The 15,790-nt window shown below is 73.6% G+C and carries 13 protein-coding genes and 2 pseudogenes; 9 read left to right on the top strand and 6 right to left on the bottom strand.

Going from position 1 to position 15,790, the window contains the following annotated elements:
• The first annotated feature begins 9 nt into the window (after positions 1 to 9).
• From ACZ64A_RS17740 to ACZ64A_RS17715, 6 genes are all read left to right on the top strand, one after another.
• Complete coding sequence (locus ACZ64A_RS17740; protein ID WP_469811246.1) at positions 10 to 321, top strand: urease subunit beta; 312 nt, start codon at positions 10 to 12, stop codon at positions 319 to 321.
• Positions 314 to 2,035: an urease subunit alpha gene (locus tag ACZ64A_RS17735; RefSeq protein ID WP_469811245.1), complete on the top strand. Its 1,722-nt coding sequence runs from the start codon at positions 314 to 316 to the stop codon at positions 2,033 to 2,035. Before ACZ64A_RS17740 ends, ACZ64A_RS17735 begins: the two co-directional genes overlap by 8 nt.
• Before the next feature lie 10 nt (positions 2,036 to 2,045).
• Positions 2,046 to 2,720 (top strand): urease accessory protein UreF, encoded by a 675-nt coding sequence (locus ACZ64A_RS17730; RefSeq protein ID WP_469811244.1) that lies wholly within the window; start codon positions 2,046 to 2,048, stop codon positions 2,718 to 2,720.
• 135 nt (positions 2,721 to 2,855) lie between these two features.
• The gene (gene ureG, locus ACZ64A_RS17725; protein ID WP_469811243.1) at positions 2,856 to 3,533 is read left to right on the top strand and encodes an urease accessory protein UreG; all 678 of its coding nucleotides are present in this window, start codon (positions 2,856 to 2,858) and stop codon (positions 3,531 to 3,533) included.
• Positions 3,534 to 3,679: 146 nt separating this feature from the next.
• Positions 3,680 to 4,495 (top strand): urease accessory protein UreD, encoded by an 816-nt coding sequence (locus tag ACZ64A_RS17720; RefSeq protein ID WP_469811386.1) that lies wholly within the window; start codon positions 3,680 to 3,682, stop codon positions 4,493 to 4,495.
• A 130-nt stretch (positions 4,496 to 4,625) separates the two neighbouring features.
• Positions 4,626 to 6,221: an alpha/beta hydrolase gene (locus ACZ64A_RS17715; RefSeq protein WP_469811242.1), complete on the top strand. Its 1,596-nt coding sequence runs from the start codon at positions 4,626 to 4,628 to the stop codon at positions 6,219 to 6,221.
• Positions 6,222 to 6,274: 53 nt separating this feature from the next.
• On the opposite strand, the gene ACZ64A_RS17710 is transcribed toward ACZ64A_RS17715, so the two are convergent.
• Entirely contained in the window at positions 6,275 to 7,303 is a 1,029-nt protein-coding gene (locus ACZ64A_RS17710; protein ID WP_469811241.1) for an NAD-dependent epimerase/dehydratase family protein, read from the bottom strand.
• Between the two features lie 58 nt (positions 7,304 to 7,361).
• Entirely contained in the window at positions 7,362 to 8,078 is a 717-nt protein-coding gene (locus tag ACZ64A_RS17705) for a lysophospholipid acyltransferase family protein (RefSeq protein ID WP_469811240.1), read from the bottom strand.
• A 316-nt stretch (positions 8,079 to 8,394) separates the two neighbouring features.
• Here ACZ64A_RS17705 and ACZ64A_RS17700 point away from each other — a divergent pair, with 316 nt between their 5' ends.
• The 3 genes and pseudogenes from ACZ64A_RS17700 to ACZ64A_RS17690 all read left to right on the top strand — a co-directional run.
• A complete protein-coding gene (locus tag ACZ64A_RS17700) occupies positions 8,395 to 9,294 on the top strand; it encodes a YihY/virulence factor BrkB family protein (protein WP_469811239.1) in 900 nt (299 codons plus the stop codon).
• Positions 9,295 to 9,418: 124 nt separating this feature from the next.
• Positions 9,419 to 9,514: pseudogene (locus ACZ64A_RS17695) on the top strand (alpha/beta fold hydrolase); the annotation flags it as partial.
• A pseudogene (locus ACZ64A_RS17690) lies at positions 9,514 to 9,645 on the top strand (anti-anti-sigma factor); the annotation flags it as partial. The pseudogenes ACZ64A_RS17695 and ACZ64A_RS17690, both read left to right, overlap by 1 nt.
• 48 nt (positions 9,646 to 9,693) lie before the next feature.
• On the opposite strand, the gene ACZ64A_RS17685 reads toward ACZ64A_RS17690, so the two are convergent.
• From ACZ64A_RS17685 to ddaH, 4 genes are all read right to left on the bottom strand, one after another.
• Positions 9,694 to 10,893, bottom strand: a complete 1,200-nt coding sequence (locus tag ACZ64A_RS17685) for a PP2C family protein-serine/threonine phosphatase (protein ID WP_469811385.1) — start codon at positions 10,891 to 10,893, stop codon at positions 9,694 to 9,696.
• 22 nt (positions 10,894 to 10,915) lie between these two features.
• Positions 10,916 to 13,363, bottom strand: a complete 2,448-nt coding sequence (locus ACZ64A_RS17680) for a SpoIIE family protein phosphatase (RefSeq protein ID WP_469811237.1) — start codon at positions 13,361 to 13,363, stop codon at positions 10,916 to 10,918.
• Between the two features lie 315 nt (positions 13,364 to 13,678).
• Positions 13,679 to 14,899, bottom strand: a complete 1,221-nt coding sequence (rocD, locus tag ACZ64A_RS17675; protein ID WP_469811236.1) for an ornithine--oxo-acid transaminase — start codon at positions 14,897 to 14,899, stop codon at positions 13,679 to 13,681.
• On the bottom strand, positions 14,896 to 15,717 hold the full coding sequence (gene ddaH / locus ACZ64A_RS17670; protein ID WP_469811235.1) for a dimethylargininase: 822 nt from the start codon (positions 15,715 to 15,717) through the stop codon (positions 14,896 to 14,898). The genes rocD and ddaH overlap by 4 nt, the downstream gene beginning before the upstream one ends.
• Positions 15,718 to 15,790: the final 73 nt, after the last annotated feature.

The raw sequence follows: 15,790 nt of genomic DNA, 5'->3' as shown, positions 1-15,790 counted from the left end.
GGGTACGCCATGATTCCCGGAGAGATCCTCTTCGCCGAGGACCCCGTCGTGTGCAACGAAGGGCTCGAGGTCACCCGGCTGACCGTCCTCAACGCCGCCGACCGCCCCGTGCAGGTCGGCTCCCACTACCACTTCGCCGAGGCCAACCCGGGCCTGGACTTCGACCGCGCCGCCGCCCACGGCAAGCGGCTGAACGTCGCCGCCGGCACCGCCGTACGCTTCGAGCCGGGGCTGCCGGTCGACGTCGAACTCGTCCCCCTCGCCGGCACCCGTGTGGTGTCCGGCCTGCGCGGCCAGGTCGGAGGTGCCCTCGATGCCTGAGATCTCCCGCGGCGCCTACGCCGACCTGTTCGGCCCGACCGCCGGCGACCGCATCCGGCTCGCCGACACCGACCTGCTGATCGAGATCGAGGAGGACCGCTCCGGCGGCCCCGGACGCTCCGGCGACGAGGCCGTCTTCGGTGGCGGCAAGGTCATCCGCGAGTCCATGGGCCAGTCCCGGGCGACCCGCGCGGACGGCACCCCCGACACGGTCATCACCGGCGTCGTCATCGTCGACCACTGGGGCGTGGTCAAGGCCGACGTCGGCATCCGCGACGGCCGTATCACCGGCATCGGCAAGGCCGGCAACCCCGAGACCATGGACGGTGTCCACCCCGACCTCGTGCTCGGCCCCGAGACCGAGGTCATCGCCGGCAACGGGCGCATCCTGACCGCCGGCGCCATCGACGCGCACGTGCACTTCATCTGCCCACAGGTCGCCGACGAGGCCCTCGCCTCCGGCATCACCACCCTCGTCGGCGGCGGCACCGGCCCCGCCGAGGGCTCCAAGGCGACCACCGTGACGCCCGGACCCTGGCACCTCGCCCGCATGTTCGAGGCGATGGAGGCCTACCCGGTCAACGTCGGCTTCCTCGGCAAGGGCAACACCGTCTCGCACGAGGCGATGCTGTCCCAGATCCGCGGCGGCGCCGCCGGCCTGAAGATCCACGAGGACTGGGGCGCGACCCCGGCCGCCATCGACGCCGCGCTGACCGTGGCCGACATGACCGGCGTGCAGGTCGCCATCCACACCGACACCCTGAACGAGGCCGGTTTCGTCGGCGACACGCTCGCCGCGATCGCCGGGCGCGGCATCCACTCGTACCACACCGAGGGTGCGGGCGGCGGGCACGCGCCGGACATCATGACGGTCGTCGCCGAGCCGCACGTGCTGCCCAGCTCGACCAACCCCACCCGGCCGTTCACCGTCAACACCGTCGAGGAGCACCTCGACATGCTGATGGTCTGTCACCACCTCAACCCGGCCGTCCCGGAGGACCTGGCGTTCGCCGAGTCCCGCATCCGGCCCTCCACCATCGGTGCCGAGGACGTCCTGCACGACCTGGGCGCGATCTCGATCATCTCCTCCGACTCGCAGGCCATGGGCCGGGTCGGCGAGGTGATCATGCGCACCTGGCAGACCGCGCACGTGATGAAGCGCCGCCGCGGCGCCCTGCCCGGCGACGGCCGCGCCGACAACCAGCGGGTCCGCCGCTATGTCGCCAAGTACACGATCAACCCGGCGCTCGCCCAGGGCATGGCCCACGAGATCGGGTCCGTGGAGACCGGCAAGCTCGCCGACCTGGTGCTGTGGGAGCCGGCGTTCTTCGGCGTCAAGCCGCTGCTCGTCATCAAGGGCGGCCAGATCGCCTACGCGCAGATGGGCGACGCCAACGCCTCCATCCCCACCCCGCAGCCCATCCTGCCCCGCCCGATGTACGGGGCGATCGGCCGGGCGCCCGCGGCGAACTCGGTCAACTTCGTCGCCCCGCTCGCCCTCGAGGACGGGCTGCCGGAGCGGCTCGGGGTCGGCAAGCGGTTCACCGCCATCGAGTCGACCCGCGGCGTGACCAAGGCGGACATGCGCAACAACGACGCCCGCCCGCGCGTGGACATCGACCCCGACAGCTTCGCCGTACGCGTCGACGGCGAGCTGGTGGAGTCCACGCCCGCCACCGAACTGCCCATGGCCCAGCGGTACTTCCTCTTCTGAGGGCCGGGCGATGACACGAGCAGCACTACTCGTCCTGGCCGACGGCCGGTTTCCCGCCGGAGGGCACGCGCACTCCGGCGGGGCCGAGGAAGCCGTCCGCGCGGGGCGCATCACCGACGCGGCCGGCCTGGAGCGGTTCTGCCGCGGCCGGCTGCACACCACGGGCCTGGTGTCCGCCGCGCTCGCCGCGGCGGCCGCCCTCGGCGCCGACCCCGCGGCACTGGACGCGGCCGCCGACGCGCGCACCCCGTCACCGGCGCTGCGCACGGCCGCGCGCAAGCTCGGCCGGCAGCTCATGCGGGCCGCGCGGGCGACCTGGCCGTCCGCCGACCTCGACGCCCTCGCGGCGCGCTTCCCCAAGGGCGCGCACCAGCCGGTCGTGCTCGGCCTGGCGGCGCGCACGGCCGGCTGCGGACCGGAGGACGCCGCGTACTGCGCGGCCTACGAGAGCGTCGGCGGACCGGCGACGGCGACCGTGCGGCTGCTCAGCCTGGACCCCTTCGACGCGTCGGCCGTGCTCGCACGGCTGGCGCCGGAACTGGACCAAGTGGTCGAGCGGGCCGTCCGCGCCGCCCACCGGGTCGCCGAAGAGGGCGTCGACGCCCTCCCGGCGGCCTCCGCCCCGCTGCTGGAGATCGGCGCCGAGGCCCACGCCGGCCGGCCGGTCCGCCTGTTCGCGTCCTAGGCGGTGTCCCGCCGGCCGCGCCAGGCGTCACGACCCGGCGTGAACGGCGAGACACCTTCTGACGCCGCGCACCACAGCACTGCGCGCCGGGCCACCCCCACCGTCCCGGCGCACCCCGAACCACAGGAGTCGTACATGCACCTCGACCACTCCCACGACGGCCCGGCCGCCGTCAGCGCCGACGCCCGCCGCCCCGACGGCAGCCGCCGCGCGCTGCGCGTCGGACTCGGCGGCCCCGTCGGCTCCGGCAAGACCGCCACCGTCGCCGCGCTGTGCCGCGCCCTGCGCGAGGAGCTGTCCCTGGCCGTCGTCACCAACGACATCTACACGCGGGAGGACGCCGAGTTCCTGCTGCGCGAGGCCGTCCTGCCGCCGGAGCGGATCGCCGCCGTCGAGACCGGCGCCTGCCCCCACACCGCGATCCGCGACGACATCTCCGCGAACCTGGAGGCCGTCGAGGACCTCGAGGACGAGGTCGGCCCGCTGGACCTGATCCTCGTGGAGTCCGGCGGCGACAACCTGACCGCGACCTTCTCCAAGGGCCTGGTCGACGCGCAGATCTTCGTCATCGACGTGGCCGGCGGCGACGACATCCCGCGCAAGGGCGGCCCCGGCGTCACCACCGCCGACCTGCTCATCGTCAACAAGACCGACCTGGCGCCGTACGTGGGCTCCGACCTCGCCCGGATGGCGGCCGACGCCAAGGCGCAGCGCGGTGACCTGCCCGTGGTCTTCCAGTCCCTGCGCGGCGAGAAGGGCGTCGGTGACGTCGCCGCCTGGGTGCGCGGCCGGCTCACCGCGTGGACGGCGTGACGACCACGCGGGCCGCGGTGGCCACGCGCGTGCCGGACGCGCCCGGCGCGACCACCGGCCCGGACGGCGCCACCGCGCCCGTGTCCGGCGGGGCAGCCCGGCCCGACGGCCTCACCGTGCCCGGATCAGGTCCAAAGGGCGCGGCGCTGCCCGGCGCGGGTACCGCCGCCGGCGCCGGCCACGGCAGCGCCTACCGGGTCCGGGCCGTCGCCCGGGTGCACGCCCGGCCCGACGGACGGGGCGGTACCGCGCTGCCCGTGCTGGAGGGCGAGGGCCCGCTGGCCCTGCGCCGCATCCGCGGCGCCGCCGACGAGGCGCGCGTCCTGCTGGTCGGCGCGATGAGCGCCCCGCTCGGCGGCGACCACCTCACCGTCGCCGCCGACGTGGCCGCCGGGGCCCGGCTGAGCGTCGGCTCGGCCGCCGCCACCATCGCGCTGCCCGGCGCCGCCGGCGGCGAAGCCCGCTACGACGTGCGGCTGCGCGTGGCCGACGGCGGCGAGCTGGTGTGGCTGCCGGAGCCGCTGATCTCGGCCGCCGGCAGCGAACTGGCGCTCACCACCCGCCTCGACCTCGCCCCTGACGCCCGGCTGGTCTTCCGGGAGGAACAGATCCTCGGCCGGACCGCCGAGCAACCCGGGCGGCTCTCCAGCCGTCTCACCCTGCGGATCGGCGGGCGGACCGTCCTCGACCAGGAACTGGCCTGCGGCCCCGGCGCCCCCGGCGGCTGGGACGGGCCGGCCGTACTGGCCGGGCAGCGGGCCGTCGGGCAGCTCCTGGTGGTGCGCCCGGAGTTCGCCGACACCCCGGTCCCCGCGACGACCACGGGGGAGGGGTGCGCGATCGTCCCGCTGCCGGGACCGGCCGCACTCGTCACGGCGGTCGCCCCCGACGGGCTGCTGCTGCGCCGCGCCCTGGACGCGGCACTGGCACGCGTCGAACGGCCCACACCCTCGGTCCGCTGAGCGGTACACGATTTTCCGGTTATCGGATTGGCAAAGAAGGTCAACCAACCCTGTTCTCAGGGGCCTCACAGCAGCAAGGATCCCCGTACCTGTCGTCACGAGGTACTCACAAGGTACGGGGAGAGCCCACTTGAGGGACATCAGACCGAAGAAGCGGACCACCGCAATAGGTTCGGCGAGCGTCGTCGCCGCAGCCACCCTGATAGCAGGCGCGGTCGCCGCGCCCACGGCGAACGCCAGCGCCGGGCACGGACAGGACCGCGAGGCCCGGGGCGCAGCGATCGCCGCCGCGCGGGCCGCACAGGCCGGCATCGACTGGCAGGACTGTCCGGCCGACTGGGGCCTGGAGAAGCCGATCCAGTGCGGCTGGGTCAGCGTGCCGCTCGACTACGCGCACCCCTTCGGCAAGCAGATCAAGCTCGCCGTCGACCGCATCGGCAACACCGGGACCAAGCAGGAGCGCCAGGGCGCTCTCGTCTACAACCCCGGCGGCCCCGGCGGCTCGGGCCTGAAGTTCCCGCGCCGCGTCGTCACCAAGAACGCGATCTGGGCCAACGTGGCCAAGGCGTACGACTTCGTGGGCTTCGACCCGCGCGGCGTCGGCCACTCCGCGCCCATCTCCTGCGTCGACCCGCAGGAGTTCGTCAAGGCACCCAAGATGGACCCGGTGCCCGACTCGGAGGCCGACAAGCTCGCCCAGCGCAAGCTGGCCCGCGAGTACGCCGACGGCTGCTACGAGCGCAGCGGCGAGATGCTGCCGTACATGACCACGCCGAACACCGTGCGTGACCTGGACGTCATCCGTGCCGCGCTCGGTGAGAAGAAGCTCAACTACCTGGGCGTCTCCTACGGCACCTACATCGGCGCCGTCTACGGCACCCTCTTCCCGGGCCACCTGCGCCGGATGGTCGTGGACAGCGTGGTCAACCCCGCGCGCCAGAACATCTGGTACCAGGCCAACCTGGACCAGGACGTCGCCTTCGAAGGCCGCTGGAAGGACTGGGAGGACTGGGTCGCCAAGAACGACGCCACCTTCCACCTCGGCACCACCCGCGACGCCGTGCAGGCCAAGTACCTTCAGCTGCGCGCCACCGCGAAGAAGAGCCCCATCGGCGGGGTCGTCGGCCCGGCCGAACTGATCTCCTTCTTCCAGAGCGCCCCGTACTACGACTCGTCGTGGGTGCCGGTCGCCACGGTGTTCAGCAAGTACGTCGCGGGTGACACCCAGGCCCTGGTCGACGCCGCCGCCCCCGACATGTCGGACACCGCGGGCAACATCTCCGCGGAGAACGGCAACGCCGTCTACACGGCCGTCGAGTGCGCCGACGCCAAGTGGCCCACCAGCTGGCGCAAGTGGGACCGCGACAACACGCGGCTCAACAAGGACTACCCGTTCATGACCTGGGCGAACGCCTGGATGAACCTGCCGTGCGCCACCTGGCACACCAAGCAGCAGACCCCGGTGAACGTCAAGACCGGCAAGGATCTGCCGCAGGTGATGATCGTGCAGTCCACCAATGACGCCGCCACCCCGTACGCCGGCGCCGTCGAGCTGCACAAGCGGTTCCAGGGCTCCCGCCTGATCACCGAGAAGGACGCCGGCTCGCACGGTGTGACCGGCCTGGTCAACTCCTGCATCAACACCCGGGTCGACGCCTACCTCCTCGAGGGCAAGCTGGACGCGGCCGACGTGACGTGCGGCCCGCACGCCACGCCCAAGCCGTAACCGTCTTCGCACACGGCACAGGGGCGGCCTCTCGCGGAGGAGCCGCCCCTTCGTCATGCCTGCTCGAACCAGGCGTCCTCCGCCGCGTAGTCGAACAGCTCGGGGTAGGCCTGGGCGAGCAGCGGGAACTCCTCCCGCCAGTCCCCACCCGTCAGCCGCTCCACCAGCCAGTCCACCGACGCGCGCACGCTCTCGGCGTACGGGACGCCGCCGCCGTACCCCAACTCCCGTGCGGCCGCGGACATGTCGCACACCACCGGCCACTCGGTCGACCACGGGGTGCGGCCCACGGACGGCGACGGCGGCGGACCGTCGAGGAGCACCGTCTCGGTCTCCGCCCCCATCGCCGCGTCCACCGCCGCACCGATCTCGGCGACGGTGGGCGCCCCGGGATCGCAGGCGTTGAGCACCCGAGAGCCCGGCCGGGCCGCCGCGAGCCGCACCAGCTCGGCGATCGTGCCCGCGCCCGACGGATGGAACCGGCTCTCGCCGCGGTGGGCCAGCACCCGGCGACGCCGCCCGTCCAGGTTCCGCTTCACGAAGTACAGCTCGCGCGGGAGCGGACTGTACGGCCCGTGCACCGCGGCCGGGCGCAGCACGGTCGTCGGCAACTTCTCGCCGGCGCCCAGCAGTTCGCGTTCCAGTGCCACCTTCCCGGTGCTGTAGGAGGCCTCGCCCGGGGCCACCGTCGGCTGGTCCTCGGTCAGCGGCACCGGGAAGCGCGGGAAGCCGTCCGGGCTGTCCTGCGTGTCGAACGAGCGGCCCCGGCCGTCCTCGTACACCGCGACGCTGGAGACCACCACCGCCGAGCCGACCCGGCCGGTCAGCGCGGTCAACTGCCGTGCGTGCCGCGCCCCGTAGGCCACCAGGTCGACCACCAGCTCGCAGCCGTCGCCGACCGCCGACGCCAGTGCCGCGTCGTCCTCCCTGTCCAGCCGCAGCGGCCGCACCCCCTCGGGCCACCCGGCGTCCCGGCCGCCGCCGCGCGAGGCGGCCAGCACCTCCCAGCCGTCCTCGGCCAACACCCTTGCCGTGGGCCGTCCGATCTGGCCCGTCGCTCCGATCACCAGCGCACGTTTCATGATCCGACCGTACGGGCCCGGGCCCGCCCCGGCACCCGTGTTCTGCCCACGGCAGAGCTCAGCTCAGCGGCATCCACGGGAAGCGGCGCTCGCCGCCCTCGGCCTGCCGCGCCTTCACCACGGCCGCGTACTCGTCGACGTACTCCTGCTCCGACAGCGACAGGATCGCGTACATGATCTCGTCGGTCACGGCCCGCAGGATCGCCTTCTCGTTCTCCATGCCGGCGTACCGGGAGAAGTCCAGCGGCTCGCCGAAGCGGATCACCACCGGGTGCAGCCGCGGCACCTTCCGGCCGGGCGGCTGCGCCTCGAACGTGCCGATCATCGCGCACGGCACGACCGGCACCCCGGCCCGCAGCGCCATCACCGCCACGCCCACCTTGCCCTTGTACAGCCGGCCGTCGTGCGAGCGGGTGCCCTCCGGGTAGATGCCGAGCAGCTCGCCCTTGCTCAGCACGCCGAGCCCCTCCCGGATGGCGGCCTGCCCGGCCTCCTTGCCGGAGCGGTCGACCGGGATCTGCCCGGCGCTGCGGAAGAAGCCCGCGGTGAGCCGCCCCTTGAGCCCCGAGCCGGTGAAGTACTCGGCCTTCGCGAGGAACGTGATGCGGCGCTTGAGCACCGCCGGCATCAGGAAATGGTCCGAGAACGACAGATGGTTGCCGGCGACGATCGCCGCACCGGAGTCCGGGACATGCTCCAGCCCCTCGATACGCGGCCGGAACAGCATCCTCAGCAACGGACCCAGCAGCACGTACTTGAGCAGGAAGTAGAACACGTCGTGCTCCTTAACGCCGGCGGCTCCGCTGCTGAACGGGATTTCGGCCGATCGGCGCCGGGCTCACGGCGACCGACCGGTGCGCACATGTTGTCATCTGTAACCATGTCCGGCAGGACTCATGCCGACCCTTCGCCGGCCGAGCTGATCCATCGTCAGCACCCCCACGCGGTCACCGGGCCGACCCGCCGGAGCCTCGCCGGTGAGGCCGCGCGGGTGGTCCGGGCGGCCGCCGGACATCACCTGGCGCGGCGGGGGTAGAGGTGAACCGGCCGGAAAAGGAAGCCCGGCCGGTTCATGGGGGGAGCGCGTGGTCGTGGGTGACGCCGAAGACCTCAGGCACGGGTGGTGGGCGGCGCTTCGCCGCACCCCGGTGGCCATCTGGAACGACGACGTCACGGACTGGGCCGCCGCTCTGACCTACTACGCGGTCCTCGCCCTGTTCCCCGTGCTGCTGGTGATCCTCTCGGTGCTCGGGCTGACCATGCCCACGTCGACCCCGGAGGTGATCGACCGGGTGACGGGAGTCGTCCCGGCCGCTTCTCGTGAACTGTTGCACAGCGCTCTGCAGCAGATGGCAGCGCAGTCGTCCGCTGCGTGGCTGCTGCTCTCCGTCGGTGTCGTCGGGGCGTTGTGGTCGGGGTGCAGCTACCTGAGCGTCTTCCGCCGGGCCCTGCACGCGATGCACCGGGCGAGCGCGCACCGGCCGGTGTGGCGCACCGCCCCCCGCATCCTCGTCACCGCGCTCGTGCTGATCAGCCTGCTGGTCACCACGACGCTGACCTTGCTGCTGAGCGGCGGCCTGGCCAGACGCCTGGGCCGGGTGCTCGACCTGGGTACCGTGCCCCAGACCGCCTGGGACACGCTGCGCTGGCCCGTTCTGGCCGCGATGGCGGTCGCCCTGGTCCTCGTGCTCTACCGCTCGGGTCCCGCCTCCTCACGACCCCTGCGGAGAATGGCACCGGGCGGCGGTCTCGCCATCGTCCTCCTGCTGACCGTCTCCCTGGGGTTCACCGTCTACGCCTCGCACGTGAGCACCTACTACCGCCTGTACGGCTCGCTGGCGGGCGTGGTCGTCTTCCTCATCTGGCTGTGGCTGTCCAACCTGGCCCTGCTGTTCGGCGCCCAGTTCAACGTGGAGCTGGCGAAACCCGTCACACGCCGGTCCACAGCCCACACGGCCTCCGCACCCACGACCGCACAACCTCCCGCCTGACCGCCGCCACCGGCCGGGCGGGACCCGTGGCCTCAGCTGCGTCAGGGGCCCGGTCCTGGTCAACGGCCCTGCCGCCCGGAAGAGGCGCCGGAGCACCCCCTTCCGGGCCGAGAGACTGTGGGGAATGGACATCGCCCGCAGGAACCACGTGACCGTCACCGGCAACCCGCAGGGACCCGCGGTGGTGCTGGCGCACGGCTTCGGCTGCGATCAGGACATCACGCCCAGGCCGCGCGGGCGGACGTCGCCCTCGCCGCCGTACCCGCGCACACGCTGCGCGTGCTCAAGATCGTCGGTCTCGACCAGATCTTCCCCATCCATCCCGACCGGGCGACCGCCGTGGGCGCCTGACGCCGCCCGCCGCCCACACGCCGGGCGGCACCGCACCGGGACGGGCCCTCACAGCCGCACGATGACCAGGGCCGTGTCGTCGGTGGCGCCGCCCGGGGGCAGGAGTTCCAGCAGGACGGAGTCGGCGAGCTTCTCGGGGTCGTCCGTGCGATGGCGGCACAGGGAGTCGGCGAGGCGGCCCAGGCCCCTGTCGATGTCCTCCCCGCGGCGCTCGATCAGCCCGTCGGTGTACAGGACGAGCGTGGCGCCGGGCGTGTACGCCGTGGCCGCCTGCACGCGCGGCAGCGGGTCGGGCCGGGCGTCCAGCGGCGGATCGGTGGCCCGGTCCAGGAACTCCACCCGCCCGTCGGCGTGCACCAGGACCGGCGGGGGATGGCCGGCGCTGCTGTAGGTGATGGTGCGGGCGGCGAAGTCGACGAACGTCGCGACCGCCGTCGCCGACTCCGCCCCGTCCACGACCCCCGCGTACCGGCCCAGCACGTCCAGCGCCTGCGCCGGCCCAGCGGCGACCCGGGAGGCGGCGCTCAGCGCGCTGCGCAGCTGGCCCATCACCCCGGCCGCCTCCAGCCCGTGGCCGACCACGTCGCCCACCGAGACGCCCAGGCGATGACCGCCGACCAGATCCACGAGGTCGTACCAGTCCCCGCACACGTTCAGCGCGCCGACCGCCGGCCGGTAGCGCACCGCCGTGCCCTGGTGGCGGATCTGACGCGGCGCCGGGAGCATCGCCTTCTGGAGCGCGAGCGCCACCTCACGCTCCCTGGCGTGTGCGTCCCGCAACCGCTCGTTGAGCGCCTGCAGTTCCCGGGCGCGGCCGTACAGCTCCGCCTCCAGCACCTGGGCCCGGCTGCCCGAGTTCCTGCCGCGCGCCCGGATCAGCTCGGTGACCTCCTCCACCCGGTGCACGATCATCGACACCTGCCCGTCCGGGCCGAACACCGGCACATTGACCGGGCTCCAGTAGCGCTCCTCCCACTCGCCGTCGGGGCCTTGCACGTCGTAGCGCTGAAGCGCCATCGCGTCGCGCTCCCCGGTGGTGAGCACCCGCTGCAGCGAGGCGGCCAGATTGCGCTGCCCGGTCGCCGACGGGTCGCCGGGGTTGTCCGGGAAGACCTCGAACAGGTGCCGTCCGACGACCTCTTCGCGGGTGCGGCCGGCCCCGCGCAGATACTGGCGGTTGGCGTCGGCGAACACCAGCTCGGGCGTCAGGATCGAGACCGCGCCCGGCAGGGACTGGAAGACCGCCATGTAGTCGATCGCGTCCGGCACCTCACGCCTCCGCTCCCGCCAGGGGCTGCTCCGCCCAGATGATCTTTCCGTTGGGCACGAACCGGGTCCCCCAGCGCTGCGCGAGCTGCGAGACCAGGAGCAGCCCCCGGCCGCCCTCGTCCGTGGTGCGCGGATGGCGCAGATGCGGCGCCGTGGCACCCCCGTCGAAGACCTCGCAGACCAGCGCCCGCTCCCGGATCAGCCGCAGCCGGATCGGACCCCCGGCGTACCGGATGGCGTTGGTGACCAGCTCGCTGACGACCAGTTCCGTGGTGAACGCCAGCTCGTCCAGGCCCCAGTCCGACAGCTGCCGGCACGCCGTGCGGCGCGCGTCGGCGACCGCCGCCGGATCGCGGGGCAGGTCCCAGCCGGCGACCTGCCGTCCGCTCAGCCGTTTGGTGCGGGCGAGCAGCAGCGCCACGTCGTCGTGCGGGCGGGCCGGCACCAGCGCGTCGACGAGGGCCCGGCAGCGCACGTCGAGCGAGGGGGCCGCCGCGCGCAGGGCGTGCCGCAGCCGGGTGCGGTCGGCCTGGCCACCTTGCCGGCCGTCGGCCAGCAGGCCGTCCGTGTGCAGCGCCAGGGTGCTGCCCTCGGGGAGCACCATCTCCAGCGACTCGAACGGCGGACCGCCCGCGCCCAGCGGCGGCCCCTGCGGCAGATCGACGAAGTACACGGTGCCGTCGGGCAGCACCACGGCCGGCGCGGGGTGCCCCGCGGCGGCCATCACGCACCGCCCGTCCACCGGGTCGTACACCACATAGACGCAGCCGGAGCCCACCCACTGCCTGCCGTCCCCGCTCTCGCTGCCGTTCTCGCGGGCCGGGCGCGGCGCCACCAGGTCGTCCAGATGGGCCAGCACCTCCTCGGGCGGCAGGTCGAGCGCGGCCAGGGTCCGTACGGCGGTACGCAGCCGGCCCATCGCGGCGGCCGCGTCGATGCCGTGGCCGGGGACCTCACCCACCACCAGGGCCACTCGGGCGCCGGACAGCGGGATCAGGTCGTACCAGTCGCCGCCGAGCCCCGTCAGCTCGTCCGCCGGACGGTAGCAGGCGGACACGTCCACCGCGTCCTGCTCGGGCAGCCGGTGCGGGAGCAGGCTGCGCTGGAGGACGAGTGCCGCCTGGCGTTCGCGGGTGTAGCGGCGGGCGTTGTCGAGGCACACCGCGGCCCGGGAGACGAAGTCCTCCGCGAGACTGAGGTCGTCGGTGTCGAAGGACTCGGGGCGGTGACGCCGGTAGAAGGTCGTGATGCCGAGGGTGACGCCCCGGGCGCGCAGCGGCACCACCATCCCGCTGTGCAGGCCCAGCTCGCCGAAGGTGGTCTCCCGGCCGCCGGGCGCCTCCGCGGCCCACGGGCGGCCGGCCGGGTCGAGCCGCGCCTCCCGCCACGAGCGGCCCGTGGCGAGACACCGCACGGGCGCGGAACCGGGCCGGTAGGCGGCGACGTGTCCGATCTCCACGACCGCTTCGGGGGTGTCGGGGGTGACCGAGCGGTGCGCGGCCCGGCGCAGCGGCACCGATTCCTGACCGGGCTCCGGCGCGCCCGCGGGCTCACCGCCGTGCAGCACGTCCTCCAGCAGGTCCACGGCGACGAAGTCGGCCAGCGCCGGCACCGCCACGTCGGCGAGTTCCTGCGCGGTGCGCATGAGGTCCAGGCTGCGGCCGATCTGCTCGCCCGCCCGGTCCAGCAGCGCGAGCCGCTGCTGGGCGCGGCGCCGCTCACTGATGTCGACGACCGTGTAGTACACGCCCATCGCACGGCCCTGCTCGTCCTCCAGCCGGGTGAACGACATCATGTGCGCGGTCTCGCGCAGCGGGGTGGCGCGGACCCGGCCGACGTGCTCGTAACCGGTCACCGGTTCGCCCGTGGCCAGCACGCGTCGCATCTGCTCCTCGATCGCCGCCGCGTCCAGGCCCGGCTGCGCATCGCCCAGGCGCAGCCCGAGGCGCTGTTCGGCGGGCAGGCCGCCGTACCGGGCCAGCGCCTCGTTCGACCACACGAACCGCAGGTCGGTGTCCACGATGGCGATGCCGATGGGGGAGCCCTTGACCATCTGCTCCAGCACCGTGCGGCTCATGTCCCAGCCGGGGCCGCCGGACACCTCGGACAGCAGGGCCAGCCAGCGGGAGGGGCCGCGGGACTCCTCGGCGGCGGTGACGCGCACCATGAGCCGGGCCGTGGGGCCGCCCTTGCGGCGGGCGGTGAGCAGCCCGGCCCAGCCGCCGTCCACCCGGCAGTGCTCCAGCACCTCGGGTGCGCGCTCGGCGTCCGCGCCGGTCAGCAGGTCGGCGAGCTGCTTGCCGACCACCTCCGGGGCGGGGTAGCCGAGCAGGCGCTCGGCGGCGCGGGTCCACCCGGTCACGAGGCCCTGGGCGTCGAGCAGCACGGGCGCGGCATCCGCCACGTCGAACCGCCGGCCGGCCACGTCCGGCTCCTCGTCAGCACCCACGGGCGACCTCTCCGTCGCTGACAGTGCTCCACCGCCTCACGCCCCCGTTCCCCTTCACCCTGCCTGAAAGGGGGTGCGGGGGCCACCGCGGGAGGGACGGGGAGGCCGCCCGCCGCGGGCCGCATCACAGGAGGGCCGCCCGCAGCGAGCGACCCTCCGGTGACCGGGCGGACCGGGCGGACCGGGCGGACCCGGTGGACCCGGTGGACCCGGTGGACCCGGCGGACCCGGTGGAGTCGGTGGACCCGGGCGGACCGGGCTGACCCGGGCATCCCGCGGCGGGCGGAGGCGGATCACCGCCCGTGCCGCGTCAGCTCACTGCGCGAGGACCTTCTCCAGCGCGCCGAGCGCCGAGTCCAGCTCCTCGCGGGTGATCGTCAGCGGCGGCGCCAGCCGGATCGTGGAGCCGTGGGTGTCCTTGACCAGGAACCCTTCCCGCATCAGCCGCTCGCTGATCTCGCGCCCGGTGCCGATCGCCGGGTCCACGTCGACCCCGGCCCACAGTCCGCGTGCGCGGAAGCCGACCACGCCGCGCCCGACCAGCGCGGACAGGCCCGCGCGCAGCACCTCGCCCAGCTCGGCGGCCCGGCGCTGGAACTCGCCGGACTCCAGCAGCCCGATCACGGCCGTGCCGACCGCCGCAGCGAGCGGGTTGCCGCCGAAGGTCGAACCGTGCTCACCCGGGTGCAGCACCCCGAGCACGTCACGGGTCGCCACCACCGCCGACACCGGGACGATCCCGCCGCCGAGGGCCTTGCCGAGCAGCAGCACGTCGGGCATGACGTCCTCGTGCTCCACGGCGAGCGTGCGGCCCGTGCGGCCCAGCCCCGACTGGATCTCGTCCGCGACGAACAGGGTGTTCCTACGCCGGGTCAGCTCCCGCACGCCCGTCAGGTAGCCGTCGTCCGGGATGATCACCCCGGCCTCGCCCTGGATCGGCTCGATCAGCACCGCCGCCGTCGTCTCGTCGACGGCGGCCTCGATCGCGGCGAGGTCGTTGTACGGCACGATCCGGAAGCCCGGCGCGAAGGGGCCGAAACCGTCACGGGCGGTCTCGTCCGTGGAGAACCCGACGATCGTCGTCGTCCGCCCGTGGAAGTTCTCCGCCGCGACCACGATCGTCGCCCGGTCCGCCGGCACGCCCTTGACGTCGTACGCCCACTTGCGGGCCACCTTGATGCCGCTCTCCACGGCCTCGGCGCCGGTGTTCATCGGCAGCACCATGTCCAGGCCCGTCAGCGCGGTGAGCCGCTCGGCGAACTCCGCCAGCTGATCGTTGTGGAACGCCCGGGAGGTCAGTGTCAGCCGGTCCAGCTGCCGGTGCGCCGCCTCGACCAGCGCCGGGTGGCGGTGGCCGAAGTTGAGCGCCGAGTAACCGGCCAGCATGTCCAGATAGCGGCGCCCCTCGACGTCCTCCACCCAGGCGCCCTCGGCGCGGGCGACGACCACGGGCAGCGGGTGGTAGTTGTGCGCGAGGACGGGCTCCTCGGCGCCGATCAGCTCGGCGGAGGTACGGACGCGGGCGGGTGCGCTCATGAGCGGATCTCCTGGGTGCAGCACTTGATGCCGCCGCCTGCCTTGCGGAACTCCGACAGGTCGACGGGAACGGGGACGTAGCCGTGCTCGTTCAGACGGGCGGCGAGCGTCTCGGCCTGTGGGGCGATGAAGACGTGACGGCCGTCGGACACGGAGTTCAGACCGAAGGCGAGGGCGTCCTGCTCGGTGGCGAGCACCGCGTCCGGGTACAGCCGCTGCAGCACCTCACGGCTGCCCGGCGAGAACGCCTCCGGGTAGTAGGCGATGTTGTCCTCGGGGCCGTCGTCCAGCACGAACAACGCCGTGTCCAGGTGGTAGAAGCGCGGGTCCACGAGCGTCAGGCTGATCACCGGGTGCCCGAAGAACTCCTGCACCTCGCGGTGCGCCTCCCGGGTCGTACGGAACCCGGTGCCGGCCAGCACGTAGCGGCCGGTCCAGACGAGGTCGCCCTCGCCCTCGCAGACGTTCTCGGGCCGGTAGACGTCGTAGCCGGCCGTCTTGAACCAGGTGTCGTAGTGGGTGGACTCCGGGCGGCGCTCGGCCGCGTGGAAGAGCGAGCCGAAGACGCGGCCGCCGACGACGACCGCGGAGTTCGCGGCGAAGACCATGTCGGGCAGGCCCGGGACGGGAGCGACCGCCTCCACGCTGTGCCCGTGGGCGAGGTAGGCGCCGATCAGGTCCTGCCACTGCCGCTGGGCGAGGTCGACGTCGACGGGTGTGTCGGGATGCATCCAGGGGTTGATCGCGTACTGCACGGCGAAGTGTCTGGGTTCGCAGACGAGAAAGCGCCGCCGGCGCGGCACACGGCTGTCGGTCACAGAGGGGTCCCTCCGCTTCCTGGGTGTCTACTGAGGGTTGACACCAAGGTAGAAACTGACGCGGACGGCCGAC

This window comes from Streptomyces sp. NPDC104814 (assembly GCF_055583185.1).
This window is presented reverse-complemented; position numbering and strand designations above follow the sequence as displayed.

Coding starts and splice junctions, on each gene's coding strand:
- ACZ64A_RS17685 (WP_469811385.1), bottom strand. CDS start 10,893: ATGGCGGTCTTCCAGTCCCTGCCGGGCGCGGTCTCGATCCTGACGCCC.
- rocD (WP_469811236.1), bottom strand. CDS start 14,899: ATGAGCGCACCCGCCCGCGTCCGTACCTCCGCCGAGCTGATCGGCGCC.
- ACZ64A_RS17730 (WP_469811244.1), top strand. CDS start 2,046: ATGACACGAGCAGCACTACTCGTCCTGGCCGACGGCCGGTTTCCCGCC.
- ureG (WP_469811243.1), top strand. CDS start 2,856: ATGCACCTCGACCACTCCCACGACGGCCCGGCCGCCGTCAGCGCCGAC.
- ACZ64A_RS17740 (WP_469811246.1), top strand. CDS start 10: ATGATTCCCGGAGAGATCCTCTTCGCCGAGGACCCCGTCGTGTGCAAC.
- ACZ64A_RS17735 (WP_469811245.1), top strand. CDS start 314: ATGCCTGAGATCTCCCGCGGCGCCTACGCCGACCTGTTCGGCCCGACC.
- ACZ64A_RS17710 (WP_469811241.1), bottom strand. CDS start 7,303: ATGAAACGTGCGCTGGTGATCGGAGCGACGGGCCAGATCGGACGGCCC.